At 58.2% G+C, this 17,249-nt stretch carries 13 protein-coding genes; 9 read left to right on the top strand and 4 right to left on the bottom strand.

The genetic code is table 11. The features are described from left to right. Both IVB32_RS42330 and IVB32_RS42325 read left to right on the top strand, forming a co-directional pair. Positions 1–971 (top strand): ATP-binding cassette domain-containing protein (locus IVB32_RS42330; RefSeq protein WP_247413200.1); only part of this gene is annotated, 971 nt, incomplete at its 5' end. 33 nt (positions 972–1,004) lie between these two features. Beyond that, positions 1,005–2,780, top strand: a complete 1,776-nt coding sequence (locus IVB32_RS42325) for a phosphoenolpyruvate hydrolase family protein (protein WP_247360778.1) — start codon at positions 1,005–1,007, stop codon at positions 2,778–2,780. Here IVB32_RS42325 and IVB32_RS42320 read toward each other — a convergent pair. After that, positions 2,755–3,429, bottom strand: coding sequence for a hypothetical protein (locus IVB32_RS42320; protein ID WP_247360781.1), 675 nt, complete (start codon positions 3,427–3,429; stop codon positions 2,755–2,757). The two genes, IVB32_RS42325 and IVB32_RS42320, sit on opposite strands and share 26 nt — an antisense overlap. A gap of 1,092 nt (positions 3,430–4,521) precedes the next feature. Between IVB32_RS42320 and IVB32_RS42315 the strand changes: the two genes are divergently transcribed. The 3 genes from IVB32_RS42315 to IVB32_RS42305 all read left to right on the top strand — a co-directional run bounded on the left by IVB32_RS42315 (position 4,522) and on the right by IVB32_RS42305 (position 8,255). Continuing rightward, positions 4,522–5,673 (top strand): glycoside hydrolase family 88 protein, encoded by a 1,152-nt coding sequence (locus IVB32_RS42315; protein ID WP_247360784.1) that lies wholly within the window; start codon positions 4,522–4,524, stop codon positions 5,671–5,673. 10 nt (positions 5,674–5,683) lie between these two features. Next, positions 5,684–6,676 (top strand): AraD1 family protein, encoded by a 993-nt coding sequence (araD1, locus tag IVB32_RS42310; RefSeq protein WP_247360786.1) that lies wholly within the window; start codon positions 5,684–5,686, stop codon positions 6,674–6,676. 226 nt (positions 6,677–6,902) lie between these two features. Next, positions 6,903–8,255, top strand: coding sequence for a PLP-dependent aminotransferase family protein (locus IVB32_RS42305; RefSeq protein ID WP_247360790.1), 1,353 nt, complete (start codon positions 6,903–6,905; stop codon positions 8,253–8,255). 58 nt (positions 8,256–8,313) lie between these two features. On the opposite strand, the gene IVB32_RS42300 is transcribed toward IVB32_RS42305, so the two are convergent. After that, on the bottom strand, positions 8,314–9,759 hold the full coding sequence (locus IVB32_RS42300) for an aldehyde dehydrogenase family protein (protein ID WP_247360793.1): 1,446 nt from the start codon (positions 9,757–9,759) through the stop codon (positions 8,314–8,316). Between the two features lie 237 nt (positions 9,760–9,996). Between IVB32_RS42300 and IVB32_RS42295 the strand changes: the two genes are divergently transcribed. From IVB32_RS42295 to IVB32_RS42280, 4 genes are all read left to right on the top strand, one after another. After that, positions 9,997–11,208: a CoA transferase gene (locus IVB32_RS42295; protein ID WP_247360795.1), complete on the top strand. Its 1,212-nt coding sequence runs from the start codon at positions 9,997–9,999 to the stop codon at positions 11,206–11,208. A gap of 74 nt (positions 11,209–11,282) precedes the next feature. After that, positions 11,283–12,062 carry an enoyl-CoA hydratase-related protein gene (locus IVB32_RS42290; protein ID WP_247360798.1) on the top strand — a complete coding sequence of 260 codons (780 nt, stop codon included), beginning with the start codon at positions 11,283–11,285 and terminating at the stop codon, positions 12,060–12,062. Between the two features lie 1,228 nt (positions 12,063–13,290). Then, entirely contained in the window at positions 13,291–14,616 is a 1,326-nt protein-coding gene (locus tag IVB32_RS42285; protein ID WP_247360801.1) for an MFS transporter, read from the top strand. 161 nt (positions 14,617–14,777) lie between these two features. Next, the gene (locus IVB32_RS42280; RefSeq protein WP_247360803.1) at positions 14,778–14,960 is read left to right on the top strand and encodes a hypothetical protein; all 183 of its coding nucleotides are present in this window, start codon (positions 14,778–14,780) and stop codon (positions 14,958–14,960) included. A 154-nt stretch (positions 14,961–15,114) separates the two neighbouring features. Here the strand turns inward: IVB32_RS42280 and IVB32_RS42275 are convergent, their stop codons facing one another. Next, a complete protein-coding gene (locus IVB32_RS42275) occupies positions 15,115–16,350 on the bottom strand; it encodes an FAD-dependent oxidoreductase (protein WP_247360806.1) in 1,236 nt (411 codons plus the stop codon). Continuing rightward, positions 16,347–17,222, bottom strand: a complete 876-nt coding sequence (locus IVB32_RS42270) for a sugar phosphate isomerase/epimerase (RefSeq protein WP_247360808.1) — start codon at positions 17,220–17,222, stop codon at positions 16,347–16,349. Before IVB32_RS42270 ends, IVB32_RS42275 begins: the two co-directional genes overlap by 4 nt. Positions 17,223–17,249: the final 27 nt, after the last annotated feature.

The raw sequence follows: 17,249 nt of genomic DNA, 5'->3' as shown, positions 1-17,249 counted from the left end.
TGATCGGAGGGCTCGAGCGTATCAGCGGCGGGCGGCTCTTGATCGACAATGAAGTCGTCAATGACGTTGATGCCGCCGACCGAAACATCGGCATGGTGTTTCAGAGCTACGCACTCTATCCGCACATGACCGTGCGCGAGAACCTTGCCTTCCCCCTGCGTATGGCCAAAGTTCCGAAGGCCGGGATTGAGGCCAGAGTCACCGAGACTGCATCACTCTTGCAGATCGATCATCTGCTGGAACGTAAGCCCCGGCAACTTTCAGGCGGACAAAGGCAACGCGTAGCTATTGGGCGTGCCATTGTACGCGAACCCAAAGTGTTCCTGTTCGACGAGCCGCTGTCGAATCTCGATACTGAGTTGCGGGTGCAGATGCGGGTGCAGATTGCCAAGTTACACAAGCAGCTTGGCAACACCATGATCTACGTGACCCACGATCAGGTTGAGGCAATGACAATGGCCGACAAGATCGTCGTACTCAAGGACGGCAATATCGAGCAAGTGGGCAGTCCGCACGACCTCTATCACAATCCGGCATCTCGCTTTGTCGCCGGGTTCATCGGATCGCCTAAGATGAATTTTCTCAGCGGCCACATCGAATCAGCGCACGCGACGGGCATGGGCGTCAAGCTCGATGCAGGCGCGACAATCCTCGTTCCCGTCCAGCCGAACCAGTCGCTTGTCGGCAAGCCGATCACGGTCGGAATTCGCCCCGATGATTTCTCTCCATCCGCGGCGGAGAAGACCGATATTGGGATCGAGATCGACGTCGATTTCGTCGAGCATCTTGGCAGCGTCACCTACATCTACGGCAATGCTGGCAGAGAATCGATGGTTGCCAAGGCACCGAACGCGGCGGCGCCCAGTAGGTCGGGCAAGGTCCGTCTTGCGGCTTCGCCGGCGGACTGCCACCTCTTCATGATGAACGGAAATGCGCTGCGACGGTTGCATGCGCCGGCAAATTGGAGCTAGCCTTCCGACCTGCCCTGCAGGAGGCGGGACGGCATGCACACGCGGGTGGACCAGGTCAAGGGCGGCGGGATCAGGCGGTTCTTCCGGAACTCTCGTTCTTTTGTACTCGGGGCGGGGATCGGATCAGGCATGGCCGCCAGAGCTGCCGAGCGGGCGGGCGCGGATTTCGTGCTTGCGCTCAATGCTGGCCGGTTTCGCGCAATGGGTGGCTCTTCACCTGCCTCAATTCTTCCGATCCGCAACAGCAACGAATTCGTGGCTGGCTTCGGTCGGACCGAGATCCTGCCTTCAACGAAATTGCCAGTCTTTTTCGGGGCCTGTACCTTCGATCCAAAGCTCGACATCGACCGCTTTCTCGAGCGCATTATCAGGTGGGGCTTTTCCGGGGTCACCAACTTTCCTTCCGTGATCCACATCGATGACTACAGAAGATCTCTGCTGGAAAAGTCCGGCCTTGGCTACGAGCGGGAAATCGAACTCCTGGTCAAAGCTGCACAACACGGCCTGATGGCAATCGGCTATACGCGCACCCAGCCCGAGGCAAGGCGCATGGTCGAAGCCGGCGTCGAGGCCATCTGCATCAATTTCAATCTCAACCGGCCGATCGAAAGCGGATGCGACCCCACGATCAGCCTGTCGGAGCTTGCCGCGCGCACAAGCGCTGTTGCTCGCGTCGCTCAATCCATCGACAGGAACACGATCTGCCTGATGGGGGGCGGGCCAATTACGAAGCCTGACGAACTCCTCGATATCTGCCGCGAAACAGGTGTTCAGGGCTTCATCGGCGGCTCGTCGCTCGACCGCGTCCCGTTGGAAATGTCGGTCCTTGAGGTGACTTCAGGCTTCAAGACCATTCACTTGTTGCGGGAGAAGGTCGATCTTCTCGAGCGTCAGCTCCAACTGAGCGGATTCAGGCACGGTGTGATCGCGCAATCCTCAATCATGAAGCGCGTGCTCGAGACCGCAAGGCGCTTGGCAGGCCATCCCAGTCCTGTGCTGGTGTGGGGCGAGGCGGGGTCAGGAAAGCGACGAATAGCCAGTCTGGTCCACGCCTTCAGCGACAAGAAACTGACCAAGCCTGCGCTGTTTCAATGTCGGCCCGGCCCAGCCATCGATACGGTCGGCGTCCTGTTCGGCGCCGGGCAGACTGAGACCAGGCGACGCCAAGTGTCGCTCCTGGAAACCGCAACGGATTCTACGATCCTGCTCATGCATGTCGATCAATTGTCGCGGGACGGGCAAGAGCGTCTTGCCGACTATCTGGAAACCGGCAGTTTCACGCCGCTGAATAGCGTAGCACTGGCACGTTCCTCTGCACGGATCATTGCAACTGCAACCGTTGCTCGCGGGGGGGCTCTTAACGCTGTACTATGCCCTCGGCTTGTTGCGCTATTTGCCGGGCTGGATATTGGGTTACCCCCGCTGCCCGATCGTCTCGAGGACCTTCCGCAACTTGTTCAGCATTTCACGGTGGAGGCTAAAGGAGATTCGAATGCCCAAACGCTCGGTATAGAAAATTCTGCGTTCTTGGCGCTCGCAGGCCACAACTGGCCGGGCAATTTGAGAGAATTACGCCAGATCGTGAATCAGCTGGTGACGTTGCAACAAACGCACATTACGGCTGATGTCCTGAGGCCACTCTTGACGGCGTCATCACCTCTGAAGCCGACAAGCGCGTTCTCCGAACGCGAGTGGATCATCGAGGGCTTGAAACGAAACAAGCTGCATCGAGGGAAGACTGCCCGGTATCTGGGGCTTTCAAGAAAAACTCTGTACAACAAGATCAAGGGGCTGAGGATCTTGGAGTAGCAGTTGCCCTCTTGTTTTTGCCCACCGGCCGCCTTGAAGCTGTCACGTCCAAGAGCGCGAACTTCGGGATCGACGACCCCTGTTGGTCAAGCCTGGCCAATTCCATCTCGTCGCAAATCCTCAGCGTGAGAGCCGTTTCCGGTAAGTAGACAATGCCATGGAGATGCGGACCAAGTCGTCTCTCTGCCGATATCATCGCAGCATCATCGGCAGCGGCGAACAAGATCTTAAACCCCAGGCTAGCAAACCATTCCATGCGCCGAAGTTCGAGCTCCTGGCCGGAATCGACCGGTTCGCCAGCCGCAGATCGCTCAATCATGGACGCTGGTGGGAAATTTACTACTCCGCTGACCCCAGCTTTTTTCAACGCTTCGGCAACGTCCTCCCAACACGCGAACGGATCGATCATCATGATGGCCGCGTACGTGTGGGCGCGCTTTATCTCGGAAACGTTTTGCAAGCCGCGCAGCAGACAGTCATTCCAATCGATAATGGGCAAGGTAGCCATCACGAGTATGGAGCCCTTCGGAAGGCTGCGCAAAGATGGTGCGTAGATTTCCAACGACGCACCTTTACGGCCGACGGGCAGAAGACTGGCAAGTTTCCCGACGCCTGTCACTTTCAACGCATTATACCCGATTTTACTCATCGTATCATTCGCCGATCTTACACGTGATTTGAACCCGGTCTACATGTGAGCGCACGCCGGATCCGCTGGCAGACCGGGCTTGTCTGCTTCCTCCCTCGACTTAAGCCGCTGTTGGAGAAGTCCAGCAGCGGCCTCTTTTTCAGGTTCCGGGCCAGTGAGGGCATGCGATGCCACCCATTCCGTCAGAAGCTTTCCGAGCAGGCGTGCTTTTTTGAACTGCGGGGGACCATCTTCGAAGCACTCGCAGGAGTGCGGCTCCATCCGGTCCTTCCGCGGACATACTAATCAGATTGCAGGTAAAAGCAGGTCGGCATTCTGCGTGCGACACCCGATAAGTCTGTACGGCGCGGCGATCTCCTCCTAGTCGAAGTCCTCGATCCCGGACACAACTAGGACGGCGATGGAGAAGCACGCAGACTTTCTTGGTGCTCAAGATAGAACTTGTTCATCTTGGCTATGACCTGCGGAATGTTCGTCTCGAACGATCTACTGAAGCTGGTCTCTCATGTCGGCCGAGGCGCTCGCAGGCTCGACGCACCTGCAGGTCTTCGTTCCAATGCTCGTTGATATCTGCTCAGCCTCCACGCGCGTCAGTCTCGGAAGGGTGATCTTCGGCATGTCCGGCCTCCTGTTAGGCACGACAGAGGGTTGTACCAATTGTAGAGCTCTTGCCGGGTGGCGCCGCCCGATCTTCGTACATTCCGACCGCGAAGCCTCCGGCCAGATCGTAGCCGAAACTTGTTGGGCGTTGCGTTAGCCTTGTGAGGACGAATTCGCGCGGCTCCTGCAGGGGGAACGTTCGCAGTATTCGAGGCCGATGCCCGTTGCGGCTCGGACCGATAGCCGGTCGCGAGTGGCCATGTGAGCGCCGTTTAGGACAGTGATCGAGACCGTCGCATCAATCGTGACCCGACGAGCAATTTGGCAAGCAAGTGCGGGCTAGTCGGGCGACCATAAGAGGGCAATGCCCCGATGTCAACCAAGAGAGCTGAACCAATCCGCAATTGATATATCTCAATAATCGTGCAACCCTTGCCATGTGTATGGAGTGGCCACAGAGGGCGCCCCGATAATTGGCAACAAGGACGTGAGATGACTAGGAACTGGGATGAAGCGATCGAGCGCATCAAAGATCGCATTCGTTCGACAGCGCAGCAGGTGGGCGATGGTTTCCCGCATTGGGCTGATCCAAATACCGGAATCTGGAAAACGACAGCTCATGGTGATTGGACCGGCGGCTACTGGCTCGGAATGTTGTGGCTTGCGTCGCGAGACGAGGAAAGCGAGCGCTACAAGCATTTGGCTGACGAAGTCTGTAAGCGTCTCGTATCCCGCGTAAATGCCGACACAGCCTTCAAGGCTGCGACGTTCTACTACGGTGCCGGCCTGGGGGCGCTGCTCGGAGGAAGCAAGTCAGCGCGAGAGTTGGGTCTCGCGGCGGCAAGAGATATCAAACATCGATTCGACCCCAAGCTGGGTTTGGTGCCGCTCGGAGCGAATGCCGAAGAAGGATCACATGTTGGAGCGACCGCAAGCAGCATCGATAGCTTGGTCGTATCTCTGCTGCTCTTTTGGGCTGCAAGGGAGTCGAACGACAGCCAAATGCTGGACGTCGCCGCCAAACATACAGCCCGGGTTCTCTCAATCCATCAACGAGAAGATGGTGCCTTCGTTCAATCCTCTTCCCTAGACGTGCAGAGTGGCGAAGTGCTTCAACGCTATACGCATAAGGGATACAGCGAAAGCAGCGTTTGGGCGAGGGCGCAGGCATGGGGCGTGCTGGGTGCGACCATCAGTTGCCTCTCGGGAGGCATCGACGAGCGCTTCCTTGCTGCCGCAGTCAAGGGTGCGGATTGGTGGATTGATCACGTGCCAGCCGATGGCATTTCTTACTGGGACTTCAACGATCCTGCGGCCCCGAATACTGAACGAGACACAGCCGCGAGCGCCTTCATGGCATCTACTCTGTTCAAGCTGAGTACGGTCGCGCCCTGTGAAGGCAAGCGTCAAAAATACAAAGATGCTGCGGAAAAGACGGCCGCCGCTCTCGTCGATGGCTATCTCACCCCGTTGGGAGACGATGACAACAGACCCGTCGGCATGCTGGTCGAGGGCTGCTTCAACAAGCGGGAAGATTCTCGGCCCGAGGACTACGTCAAAAACGCCGAGCTTATCTTCGGTAGCTATTATTTGTTTGAGGCGCTGCTGATGCTCAGCGGTCGCCTGCAGCCCACTGAGGTGTAAGGAACGCGAGATGCGACTAGTTCAATTTGTGACGCCGGAAGGCCGTCGGCAGGTGGGCGCCATTCTCAATGATGGTGCCCGGCCGGTGGTCGTTAAAGATGCGACGAGCGTCCGCGAGCTTGCGCTGGAAGCCGCGCGCTCGGATGCGTCCTTGGAACAACTTATTTCGGCACGGGGGGGTGTGGGAGAAGTCGATTATGACGAAATTGTTGCCGAGAAGAGGTTGCTTCTGCCGCTCGATCATGCGGAGCCGTCCCGCTGCACCATTTCCGTGACGGGCCTAACGCATCTCGGAAGCGCCGAATCTCGAGATGCCATGCACGCAAAATTAGCAGCAGATGATCTCTCCGACTCGATGCGCATGTTCAAACTCGGTCTTGAAGGTGGCAAGCCGAATCATGGAAGCATCGGGGTGCAGCCCGAGTGGGCATACAAGGGGGATGGTTCGTGGGCGGTGCCTCCCGAGCATCCGCTTAGTTTGCCGGCGTGGGCCGAAGATGGCGGCGATGAAGCAGAGGTCGTGGGCCTCTACGTCATCGGCGACCAAGGGGAGGTCCTGCGTGTGGGCTTCAGCCTCGGCAACGAGTACTCGGATCACGTGATGGAGCAGCAGAACTATCTCTATCTCGCCCATTCAAAATTGCGCGAGTGCTCTTACGGTCCCGAAGCCTTGCTCGGCGAGCTCCCGAGTGACGTAACGGGTACCGTGCGCGTATCGCGGGCCGGTTCAACGATCTGGTCTGACAAATTCATTTCCGGCGAAGACAACATGTCACATACCATCCGCAACCTTGAACATCACAACTTCAAATATCGCGGTTTCCGTCGGCCGGGTGATGTTCACGTGCATTTCTTCGGCGCGAGCGTTTTGAGCTTCGCCGCCGGGGTCAGGCCGCGCAGCGGTGACGTCTTCGAGGTGGAATCGAAAGCGTTTGGCCGACCATTGCGCAACCCACTTATCGCGGACGAAAAGACGGAGCTCCTTTCAGTCAAGGTACTGTAGGTTTCACAATCGAGGCAGGTCTACCTAAGTGACGCTTGGGTCCTTCATGGAGCGAGTGACCGTGCGGCGAGGCGGCGGTCACTGACCTCTCCTTTATCCGGAGCGCTCCGCCGTCTTTCGACACGTCGGAAATCTGTTGAAAATCAGCGGCTTCTCGCCCAAATTCGTGATTGCGAGCTCGGCCTCGGGAGTTGAAGGTCAAGGTCCTCTAAGATAAGCGGTTGAAATGCAAAAATGGTATCCCGAACTGCGCCCCGGCAAGGCACCCGCTTTTCTCCGTCTACTCGAGGCTATTGAGAAGGATGTTTCGTCCGGGTCGCTTGCTGTCGGGGCGAAACTCCCGACTCAGCGTGACTTGGCGGAGCGTCTCGGTCTCAGCGTCGGCACCGTGATCAAGGCCTACGCAGAGGGGCAACGCAGAAGCCTGCTCGTTGGCCACGTTGGCCGGGGGACGTTTGTTGCAGAACAGCGCCAGAGCTTCCAGTCTCGCGGGCGGGTCATCGACCTGAGCTTGAACATACCAGGCCCCTCGCGGTTGCCGAAAGCGCTCGCAGATAGCAGGTGGACGTTCCCCAGTGACATCTCCGATTATGTCGGCTACCTCTCTCAGTCCGGGGTGATGGATCATCGCAGCCAGTTCGCCAGGCTGTTGCGCGATACCGGCTTCGATACCGGACCTGACAATCTCGTCGTCACGAATGGGGCGCAACACGGGTTCTCGTTGACACTGAGCGCCATTTGTCAGCCGGGTGACAAGGTATTCGTCGAGGCCGCCACTTACCATGGCATGAAATCGTACGCTCATTTCGCCAAGCTTGAGCTGGTCGGGCTTCAAATGGATAGCGAAGGCCTCGTTCCGGAAGCGTTCGATAGAGCGGCAGCTTCGGGCGCTGCGCGAGTGCTGTTCACGATGCCCACGGTCCAGAGCTCCACGGCCGCGATCATGGGAGCGGCTCGCCGCCAGGACATTGTGCGAATTGCACGCAAGCACGACATCCTAATCATCGAGGACGATGCCTACGGCTTCTTGGACCAGGCCAGCATTCCTCTCGCCTCGCTGGCTCCGGAGCGGACGTTCTACGTCAATACGCTGTCGAAATGTCTGGCGCCCGGCCTACGCCTGGGCATGCTCGTCGTGCCCGAACAGTATATACCCCGTATCCATCAGGCCATGCGGGCGACCGTTTGGATGGCGTCTCCCATCTCCTCCATGATCGCCTCCGAGTGGATCGAGAACGGCCTTGCCGCTAAGGTGCGTCAGTCGTTGGCACAAGAAGCGAAGAACCGCGTCAAACTCGCTTCACAGATCCTACGGCCGCATGTTAGGGCCAACCATCCACCGAGCTTTCACGTCTGGCTGGATTTGCCGAGTGGCGCCGTCGAGCATGTTGCCGCCAGAGCATTGCAACGCGGAGTGATCACCACGCCGTCTTCCGCTCTGCTTGTCGATCCGTCGCTGATCTCGGGATTGCGAATCTCGATCGGCGTGCCGGATCGTATCGAGGATCTCGAGTGGGCCTTGCGGCAATTGGCCGGATCGTTAGAGCCCACCAACGAAGCTGACATGTCCATCATCTGAAACCAGAATGCGCCAAGCGCATTCTGGTTGTGCTGTGTCTTCCGGGAGTGGCACCTGGTCAGATGTTGCCGCCGAAGGAATAGGACGTCTTGACTGTCGTGTAGAACTCGGCGGCATATCTGCCCTGTTCGCGCGGTCCGTAGGACGAGCCCTTACGGCCGCCGAACGGAACGTGGTAGTCCACCCCCGCGGTTGGCAGGTTGACCATGATCATCCCCGCTTGAGCATTGCGTTTGAAGTGACTCGCGTACTTCAGACTCGAAGTGCAGATCCCAGCCGACAGTCCGAACGGGGTATCGTTTGCGATCTCCAGGGCATTTTCATAGTTACGAGCACGGATCACCGTTGCAACGGGTCCGAATATTTCCTCCCGTGCGATTCGCATTCGATTGTCGACTTCCGCGAAGAGGGCAGGAAATAAATAGAAGCCCGGCATATCTCGACTAAGCAGTTCGCCGCCAGCCACGAGCTTGGCGCCTTCATCCTGGCCTAGACGAATATAGCTGAGATCTTGATCGAGCTGACGCTGATCGACCACCGGGCCAATGTGGGTTCCGGCTCTGCAGGCGTCGTCCACTACAAGGGATTTCATACGTTCTGCCATTGCTGCAACGAAATCGTCGTGGACGCCATCTGTCACGATAAAGCGGGAGGAGGCAGTGCAACGCTGGCCCGTCGAGAAGAAGGCGCTGTTCACTGCACATTCGATGGCGACGTTGAGGTCGGCGTCGTCCAGAACGACCATCGGATTTTTCCCGCCCATCTCAAGCTGAACCTTTTTCATCGGATGAGCCGTCGTACAACTTTGCGCGATGTGTTCCCCCGTGGAGGTCGAGCCGGTGAATGAAATCGCGGCAATTTTGATATTCTTCAGCATGGCCTCACCAACGACGGAGCCGCGGCCCATGACGAGGTTGAACACACCTGGCGGAATACCTGCGCGCGAGATGATCTCCGTTAACGCGTGCGCCGATCCTGGCACCAGCTCTGCTGGCTTGAATACGACCGTGTTCCCGCAGGCGAGAGCAGGAGCAATCTTCCAGGCAGGAATCGCGACGGGAAAATTCCAGGGCGTAATGAGCCCCACAACGCCCACGGGTTCTCGGGTAATCTCGACGTCCACCCCAGCGCGAACGGACGGCAGCTTCTCGCCTGCAAGACGCAGACATTCACCCGCGAAGAACTGGAAGATCTGTCCTGCACGCGTGACCTCGCCAATCCCCTCTGGAAGGGTCTTACCCTCTTCGCGGGAGAGAAGCCGCCCAAGTTCCTCCTTCCGTGAAAGGATCTCGGCGGCGATCGCATTGAGGCAATCGTGCCGGGTCTGGATGGTTGAACGGGACCAGGCTCGGAAAGCGTCGAATGCCGCGTCAATCGCTCGCTCCACATCGCTTGCCGAAGCTTGCGCAAATTCCCCGACCACGTCGGACGTGTTCGAAGGATTCACGTTCGGCACTGCGTTCGACGCAGCAAGCCATTCCCCGGCGATGTAATTCAAATTCATCGGTGTCCATCCAAATTAGGTTCGTCGAAAAATGCCATGCGGGCGCGATGGCGAATTCATCATCGCTCTACGCCGGCGTTGGTACCGGAATTCCCGCGGGATCCAATTCCACATATATTGGGATATATCAATGTCTGATTGGGCTAGCATATCATTTGACCTGCTTAGGGTTGTGCTGTAGCTTTCGTGTGTCGGCTCGTGGCCGACCAAAATCAGATTCATCAGAGAGGTCGCCAAGTGATCGCTGAACCCGCAGACAACACGCTCACCCAGAAAGCCGGCGCCCTTAATGGAATTGTCGTGCTGGAAGTGGGAATGGTGATGCAGGTCCCTCTTGCCGGCCAAGTCTTGGGCGATCTCGGCGCGGACGTCATCAAGGTCGAAAGACCCCAGGGCGACATCACCCGTGGGCTCGATTTCGAGGCGACTCGGGTTGGCGGAATGAGCTCCTACTATGCAGCCATGGGACGCAATAAGCGTACACTCGCCCTGGATCTCAAGAACCCAGTCGCCAAGGAAATCCTGCTTCAGCTGGTCGATAAGGCCGACGTGCTCATGCATAACTTCCGACCGGGCGTGATGGAGCGACTAGGCCTCGGATTCCCCGAATTGAGCGCGCGCAATCCTCGGTTGGTCTATGCCGCTGGGTTCGGGTTCGGTGAAAGCGGGCCTCTGGCGAGCCGGCCCGGCCAGGATATGTTGGCGCAGGCTTTCAGCGGGCTTGCTCGCGGCGGGCTTGAAGAGCATCAACCGCCTCACTTGACCAATTCGCCTATCGTTGACTACGGCGCTGCTATGTCGCTTGTACAAGGTGTTCTCGCGGCCCTTATTGAACGTCAAACCTCCGGGCTCGGCCAAGTCGTTTCGACCTGTCTGTACGATGTTGCACTCGCCATGCAACTCTGTGAAATTGCGAGCGAGAGCATTTACGGAACGAAGACGAACTGGATCAGTCAGTCGATCTTCTTCAAAACTAAAGACGGCTGGGTGTCGGTCGTTATGCTGTTCCGTGACAATCCGCTTGGGCTGATGTGCCAAGCGCTCGGTCTACCCGACATCAGCACGCGACCTGAGCTGTCAACCCGCGAAGGTCAGGTTGCGAATCTTTCGAGGGTTCAGGAACATTGCGCGGAGGCGATAGCCTCACTCACGACCGAGGCGGTGGTGCAGCGACTGTCTGAGGTGGATCTCCTTTGCACGGCCGTCAATGAGATCGCGGACGCCGTCAGTCAGGCCCAAACTGCGCACAATGGCATCATGTGGCAAGTAGATGTACCGGGGCGCGGAACCGTCCCGTTGGCCGGTCTTCCGATTAGCCTGTCGCGTACCCCACCAGGCATCCGGATCCACCCAGCACCGATCGGTGCTGCCACCGACGAGGTGTTGTCCTCATTCGGATTTTCAGTCGAGACCATTGCCGATGCCCGCAATAGAAGGGCATTCGGCTAGCCGCCGTGACCTTCGTTCGCGGCTTGCGCGAAGAAGCGCCATAAACTCCAAGCCAAACCTTCACGGATCACCCTTTGACCACATCAGACCTCGTCATCGCGTCCACGCCGTCCCCACATGTTCGGCTGTTGAGCATGAATAGACATGCGAAACGAAACGCTCTGAGCAATGAACTCATCGCACATATTGCGCAAGCCTGCCGCGCTGCCGTTTCCGACGAGGAGGTACGTTGCATCGTGCTCACAGGAGGCGACGCCTTCTTTTGTGCGGGCGCGGACATCAAGGAAATGCAGCAGCGCGGGTTCGAAGCCATCAACAACCCTATCAGGCGGAATGATTGGAGAGATATCACGACCTGCGTGAAGCCCATCATTGCAGCCGTTGAAGGTGTATGTTTCGGCGGCGGGAACGAACTGGCCATGCTCGCCGACATCGTGGTGGCGGGCGAGAATGCACAGTTTGGGCAGCCAGAAATCAATATAGGCGTGATCCCTGGCGACGGCGGCACTCAACGATTGACCCGCGTAGCAGGAAAATCATTGGCAATGTTGATGGTTCTGGGCGGTCAGCCAATTTCTGCTCAGGCCGCGCTGCGTGCCGGGCTCATCGCGGACATCGTCCCCACCGGTACGGCGAGCGCGCGAGCGCTCGAGATCGCAGGCCTCATTGCGCAGAAGCCGCCGCGCTCCGTCGAACTCGCCAAATCAGCGGTGCTCGCCGCGTATCAGACGCCTCTGGATGCGGGTGTGGAATTCGAACGACAGGCAATTCGGGTGGCCTTCACGACTTCGGACCAGCAAGAGGGCATGGATGCCTTCTTTGAAAAACGCCCGCCCAGATATCGGGGAGAATGAGATATTCGACGGAAGGGCCTTTGCCTTCCGTCGTTGGTGCGGAACGGCTCCACCAGAACGAGCCATAAGGCGGCGGTCTTTACCAATTGAAATGCCACTACCTGGCCATGCTCCCCTCTCGGCTTGAGAGTAAGGGAGCCGTTCGCAGTATTAGGTTCGCGATGTAACCGCCCAGTGGCTGAGTTCCTAAAACGGGCGATGTGCGACGCCACGGCGACTGACTCGTGCGCACTGTTAGTAATGCGCACCTTCGTCGCACCTCGCAAAAAAGCGCAAACCGCCTTCGCCGTATGACAGGGCCGCGCAGCGATTTACTGAAGTATTGCCGACACCTTGGATGACGGCGGCCCAGCCGTTTGCCTTCCACTATGCTTCGTCAAGGTGGTTAGGGACTACAGCGACATGTCCGCGAACGCGATCACCTCCTCGTGCGCGTGAGTCCCATGGACGGCGACCGGAGATCCCGAGTCAGCCCATCGTAACGCCGCTGTCCATTGCCTTTGCTCTTAGCACTTGAATTGTTGGTGTTGTCAGTTGCGCCGGACGTTGAGAGAGGCGGGCGCTGATCGCTCCCGCGGAGTCCGCGGTTAAGAGCCATTTTTCGTCGAGACGTTCGGCATTTCAGGCCCGCAAGGCAAGCAACGCGCGCATTGGGATAGCGCAAGCGGACCGGGAAATGCGGCGGCTGAGCTATAATACTTGATTCTCCAAAGCCTTACAGGCGCTCCTTATTTCCCCAGGAGCTCTGCTGATCGCAGACTTAGTATTCGCTAGCCCAATATCGTATTGCTGTGTCGCAATATTGACATTGGGCTATCTGCATGTTGTGCTCCTCACGTACGGACTAGGGCAAGTACGACCGGCGTTGGGAAATAGCGACCGTGAGCGAGAGGCACTTTTCGCCCGCGGGGGATGCCGCCAACTCACCGCGTCATCGCCATAGAAAGACGAACGTGACGCGCAAAGCGCGGGTGCAACAGGAGGGAACGGTGAAATGAGCCAGACGCTCGCATATTGCAGGCTGCTTGCAACATCAAAACGAAACGGCTCGGGGACGTCATCTCCGCGCACCTCTGTCTTCTCGCCTGAGTTCGCCGCGCACAGCGCGGAGGTGCTCGCTTGTATTCCGCATCAGCGCCACTGAAGCCGACGAACGGCGATGACCTCTCGCCTCGCACTCCTGCGCCCATCATCCATGACGAATTGATTAAAGGAGCGGAAGCAAACCATGCAATTGACAGCACACCCGGTAGGCGACGTCGTTGAGATTGAAAAGTCCGTCGCGACGAGGTCAATGACTCTGGGCCTCGGCGGAGGCGTCGCCCTCGAATTCTACGACTGGCAGCTCTATGGCTTCATGGCGGCATTCCTGTCGCCGCACTTCTTTCCAGCCACTGACCCTGTCGTCTCGCTGCTCGCGGGACTGGCAGTATTCGGAGCAGGGTTTGCCGCACGGCCTTTAGGGGCGGCGCTGCTCGGCCCCATCGCAGATCGCATCAGCCACAAAGCCGTGATGCTGATCGCTGTTTCCGCTATGGCGCTATCGTCGCTGATGATCGCAGTGCTGCCAGGCTACAAGGATCTTGGCATCACTGCCACCATCGTGCTGGTTTCCCTCCGCCTGGTGCAAGGCCTCGCCGTAGGCGCCGAAGCGGGCGTTGCCAATGCGATCGCGATCGAATTGGCACCGGCAGGTCAGGAGGGACGATACCTTGGACTGGTCAATGGCACATTCATCATGGTGGGCTCGATCGGAGCCAGCTTGGTTGCTTTCCTGGTCAGCGGCGCCGTGTCCCCTGAAGTCATGCGCGATTGGGCTTGGCGCGTTCCGTTTGGAGTCGGAGGTGTTCTAGGCTTGCTCATCATCTATCTTCGGCAGACCCTTCCAGAAACCCTAATCGCTCGCGCTATGCATCGCGTCGACGAGGACTCGCGCATCCAACAAACGACTGGCGGAGTGTGGAAAGCGCTTTGGAAAGCAAGGCTGTCGCTTTTCGCCGCGATTCTGGTTGTTGGCGGCGTGCAGATCGCTAATTACACGTACAATTTCGGTTTGCCTAACATTGCCAACGGCGTATTCAAGGAGAACAGCACTTATGTGTATGGCATCGTGACGGTCATGGGCGCGATTTGGATGGTGTTCTCGCCGACAATCGGTGCCTTTGCGGATAAGGTGAAACCGTCGCGTGCGTTCGTGATGATGCGCCTGCTGCTAATCCCGTCGTTCTTTCTATCCCTGCTCTATGCCGAGAAGAGCATTCTGACCTTCTCCATCGTTATGTTGGTGGGCGGAACTCTGGTCGGCTGCAATATGGCGCTATATAACTTTATTGCCACAACGTTGATGCCCAGAAATATTCGGACCACCGGCGTCGCCCTCGGGTACGCTATTGGCGCAACGATATTCGGCGGTACCACACCATTCCTGCTGCTATGGCTCCAACGCTCTAATCTGTCCTGGGTGTTTCCATTCTATGGCACAGCCGTCGCGTTGCTTAGCATCATAGTTTATCTGATCGCGAAGAAACGAGGCGGCGTGTACGTCGGGGATTAGGCACGGCGCGGCTTCGTCTCCTACCTCTGCCTACCCCAGCGTGAACGATACCCAGCACGAAAGGCCCCGCCTTTGGACGGGGCCCTTCTCATTCAGACCGATTGCAACACGGAGAAATGGCCCGCTCTGGATCGAGCGTCATCCGCAGATTAAGGACGTTTGTGATCTATAGTCGCAATCTTCGCCTCGGCGGGCACAATGGGCAGGTTTTCGTTCCTCGTATCTACGACCAGTCGATGGTGGCCGCGGCGCCCCCGAAGTCGGCCGCGGATGGATCCTGGCGCGACGTCGAGCGCAAGCTGATCGGCGCAGGGAGCACAGCCATCAGCATCCAGCCGTTCTAGCCCCGCACTCGTATAGCTCCAGCGTCATTGAGGACCACGTAGGCCAGGCGCGTAGCGCGCCCGAGCGGCGAGCAGTATAGGCATCGGATTAACGCCAGTTCTCCGGCTGCAATCAGGATCGGCGCTGAGGCGGTCTTGGATACCGAATTCTATTCTAACCCATTAGTTTCTTCATGTTCATCTCGGGCCTTGCGAGCGCGTCTGCTGGAGGTCTAAGCCGCCTCCCGATCATGATTTCGGCGGCACGAATTTCTCTCGCTACGACACCTAGGCTCCCGAATCCGCATGCGGCCACCAGGCGCCCATCTGCTGCGAGGTAAAACAAGATCTGAGCCCTCGCACCAAAGTCTCTGATTATGGGGATTCCTCCTTCCGGAACGAGGCCCACGATTTGCAGTGTCTCGTCGTATTGATCCGACCAAAACCAAGGAACGTCCTCGTAAGGACGGTTCTCGCCCAGCATGTTCGCCGCCGCCGCCGCACCTTGCCGCTGGGCGTTGCGCCAGGCCTCCAGCCTGATTCGCCTTTCATAGAGGCGGTGAGGAAACGAACAACAGTCACCCGCCGCGAAAACGTGCGGATCTGAAGTCGCGAGCGTCTCGTCCAGAGCGATACCGTCCTCGATTGCTAGTCCCGCCGCTTGCGCAAGGCCGACATTCGGCGTCGCTCCGACTCCAACGATCACGAGATCGGCGTCGCGTGAGCGACCGTCGGCCATTACCACCTTGGAACGGCCTTCGCTCCTATCGATGCGTTTGACGATCGCGGCTATCTCGATGCGCACGCCAGAACGTTCGTGCTTGGCTTTGATCAACTCGGCCATAGAAGCTGGCACTGCCCGCGTAAGTAGCCGCGGTCCTGCCTCGAGTACGGTCACCGAAGCACCTCTCGAGACGGCGCTCGCGGCAACCTCAAGCCCGATGAAGCCGCCTCCGATCACGATCACGTCGCATCCTTGACCAATGACATAGCGGATGCGCGTGGCGTCCTCGTACGTCCGTAGTGTCGCCACCTCGGCTCCTTCGGCGATCGGAACGCTCAGTTTCCGAGGTCGGCCTCCCGTGGCCAGTAGGAGACGGTGATACGCTATCGCTGAGCCGTTTGAGAGCGTAACCATGTTGGTCACGCGATCAATTGAGACCGCTTCGCTTCCCTGAAGATACTCTATTTCCAACTCGGCAAGGCGTTGTGACGTCACAATGAGCTTGGGTCCAGGGTTCATTTTGTCGAGCAGGAGCGCCTTGGATAGAGGCGGGCGCTCATACGGCAGTATAGATTCGTTGCCTACTAAGACCAGTCTGCCCCGCCATCCACGTTCGCGCAGGGCGATGGCGGCGGCTGTGCCGGCTTCGCCCGCGCCGACAATCACTATTGTGGATTTTGCACTCAAGTGGCCACCCGATCGCCAGTTGAAGGCGGCGCATCGTTTGCCACACTCTCGAACACGTTGCGCACGAGGGATTTGAGTAAGAGAGCTTCCTTCCAGCGATCTGTGCTGTCGTTGCCTTGTCGGTCGGTAATTGCATAAGGCTGCGGACCAAGTTCGCAGACGAAAGCGAGACGAGCATCCGCACCAGCGCGCCTTTGCCAGCTCTTGAATCCATACTTCCACCAACAGAGAAACAGATCCAACCAGATTTTGTGCTGAGGGAACGTGATCTCAATTTGTATCTGCTCGCGCGATGCAACGCGGCCATGAAATGCCCAGGTGCGGTCGAGCACCTGCCGCACCTGCGCTTCGTCTTCGTCCGAGATCGGATACCAAAACTCGCGGCCCAATAGGACGTGCGAGAGATCAGCAAGCATGCGCATCTCGGGAACCTGATCCATCAACTCGAGTGTAAACAGGAGATCTGTCGTCATCCTATTGCGATGCGTCTCGAAGTAGATCGGCATGTTCGCATCTTGCGCCACCCTGATCCAGCCTTCCAGCAGCGGGACACAGTCGGCGACACGGCGCAGGCGAATGTCAGGCTGGACGTCGAGATGCACGACATCGAGGCGCCGAGCAAGGTCAATGGCAGCTTTCAGGTGATCGATCGTCTGCGGGAAGCACATACCCTCGACTGCAAGTCCCGAGCCGGCTAGGGCACGTGCAATCAGGGCGACGCGCGCAGGATCGGTGCACGAGGTGCTAATGCCGTCGAACCCGGCTTCTTGGATCATCGCTATGTTCTGATCGATGGAACGTTCGACCCCGTCGGGCTGGCGCCGTTCCATCGCCCAAAGGGACTGTAGTATAAGCAAGCTCTGCTTCGACATTGTCCTGCATTCCGCCCTTTGGCTCCA

Source organism: Bradyrhizobium sp. 23 (assembly GCF_023073295.1).
GTDB classification, from domain to species: Bacteria; Pseudomonadota; Alphaproteobacteria; order Rhizobiales; family Xanthobacteraceae; genus Bradyrhizobium; species Bradyrhizobium canariense_D.
The sequence above is the reverse complement of the archived record's forward strand: the minus strand, read 5'-3'. Positions and strand labels throughout refer to the sequence as shown.

Excerpts from the sequence above, each read along its gene's own strand:
- IVB32_RS42325 (WP_247360778.1), top strand. The coding sequence starts at position 1,005 with ATGCACACGCGGGTGGACCAGGTCAAGGGCGGCGGGATCAGGCGGTTC.
- IVB32_RS42320 (WP_247360781.1), bottom strand. The coding sequence starts at position 3,429 with ATGAGTAAAATCGGGTATAATGCGTTGAAAGTGACAGGCGTCGGGAAA.
- IVB32_RS42315 (WP_247360784.1), top strand. The coding sequence starts at position 4,522 with ATGACTAGGAACTGGGATGAAGCGATCGAGCGCATCAAAGATCGCATT.
- araD1 (WP_247360786.1), top strand. The coding sequence starts at position 5,684 with ATGCGACTAGTTCAATTTGTGACGCCGGAAGGCCGTCGGCAGGTGGGC.
- IVB32_RS42305 (WP_247360790.1), top strand. The coding sequence starts at position 6,903 with ATGCAAAAATGGTATCCCGAACTGCGCCCCGGCAAGGCACCCGCTTTT.
- IVB32_RS42300 (WP_247360793.1), bottom strand. The coding sequence starts at position 9,759 with ATGAATTTGAATTACATCGCCGGGGAATGGCTTGCTGCGTCGAACGCA.
- IVB32_RS42285 (WP_247360801.1), top strand. The coding sequence starts at position 13,291 with ATGCAATTGACAGCACACCCGGTAGGCGACGTCGTTGAGATTGAAAAG.
- IVB32_RS42270 (WP_247360808.1), bottom strand. The coding sequence starts at position 17,222 with ATGTCGAAGCAGAGCTTGCTTATACTACAGTCCCTTTGGGCGATGGAA.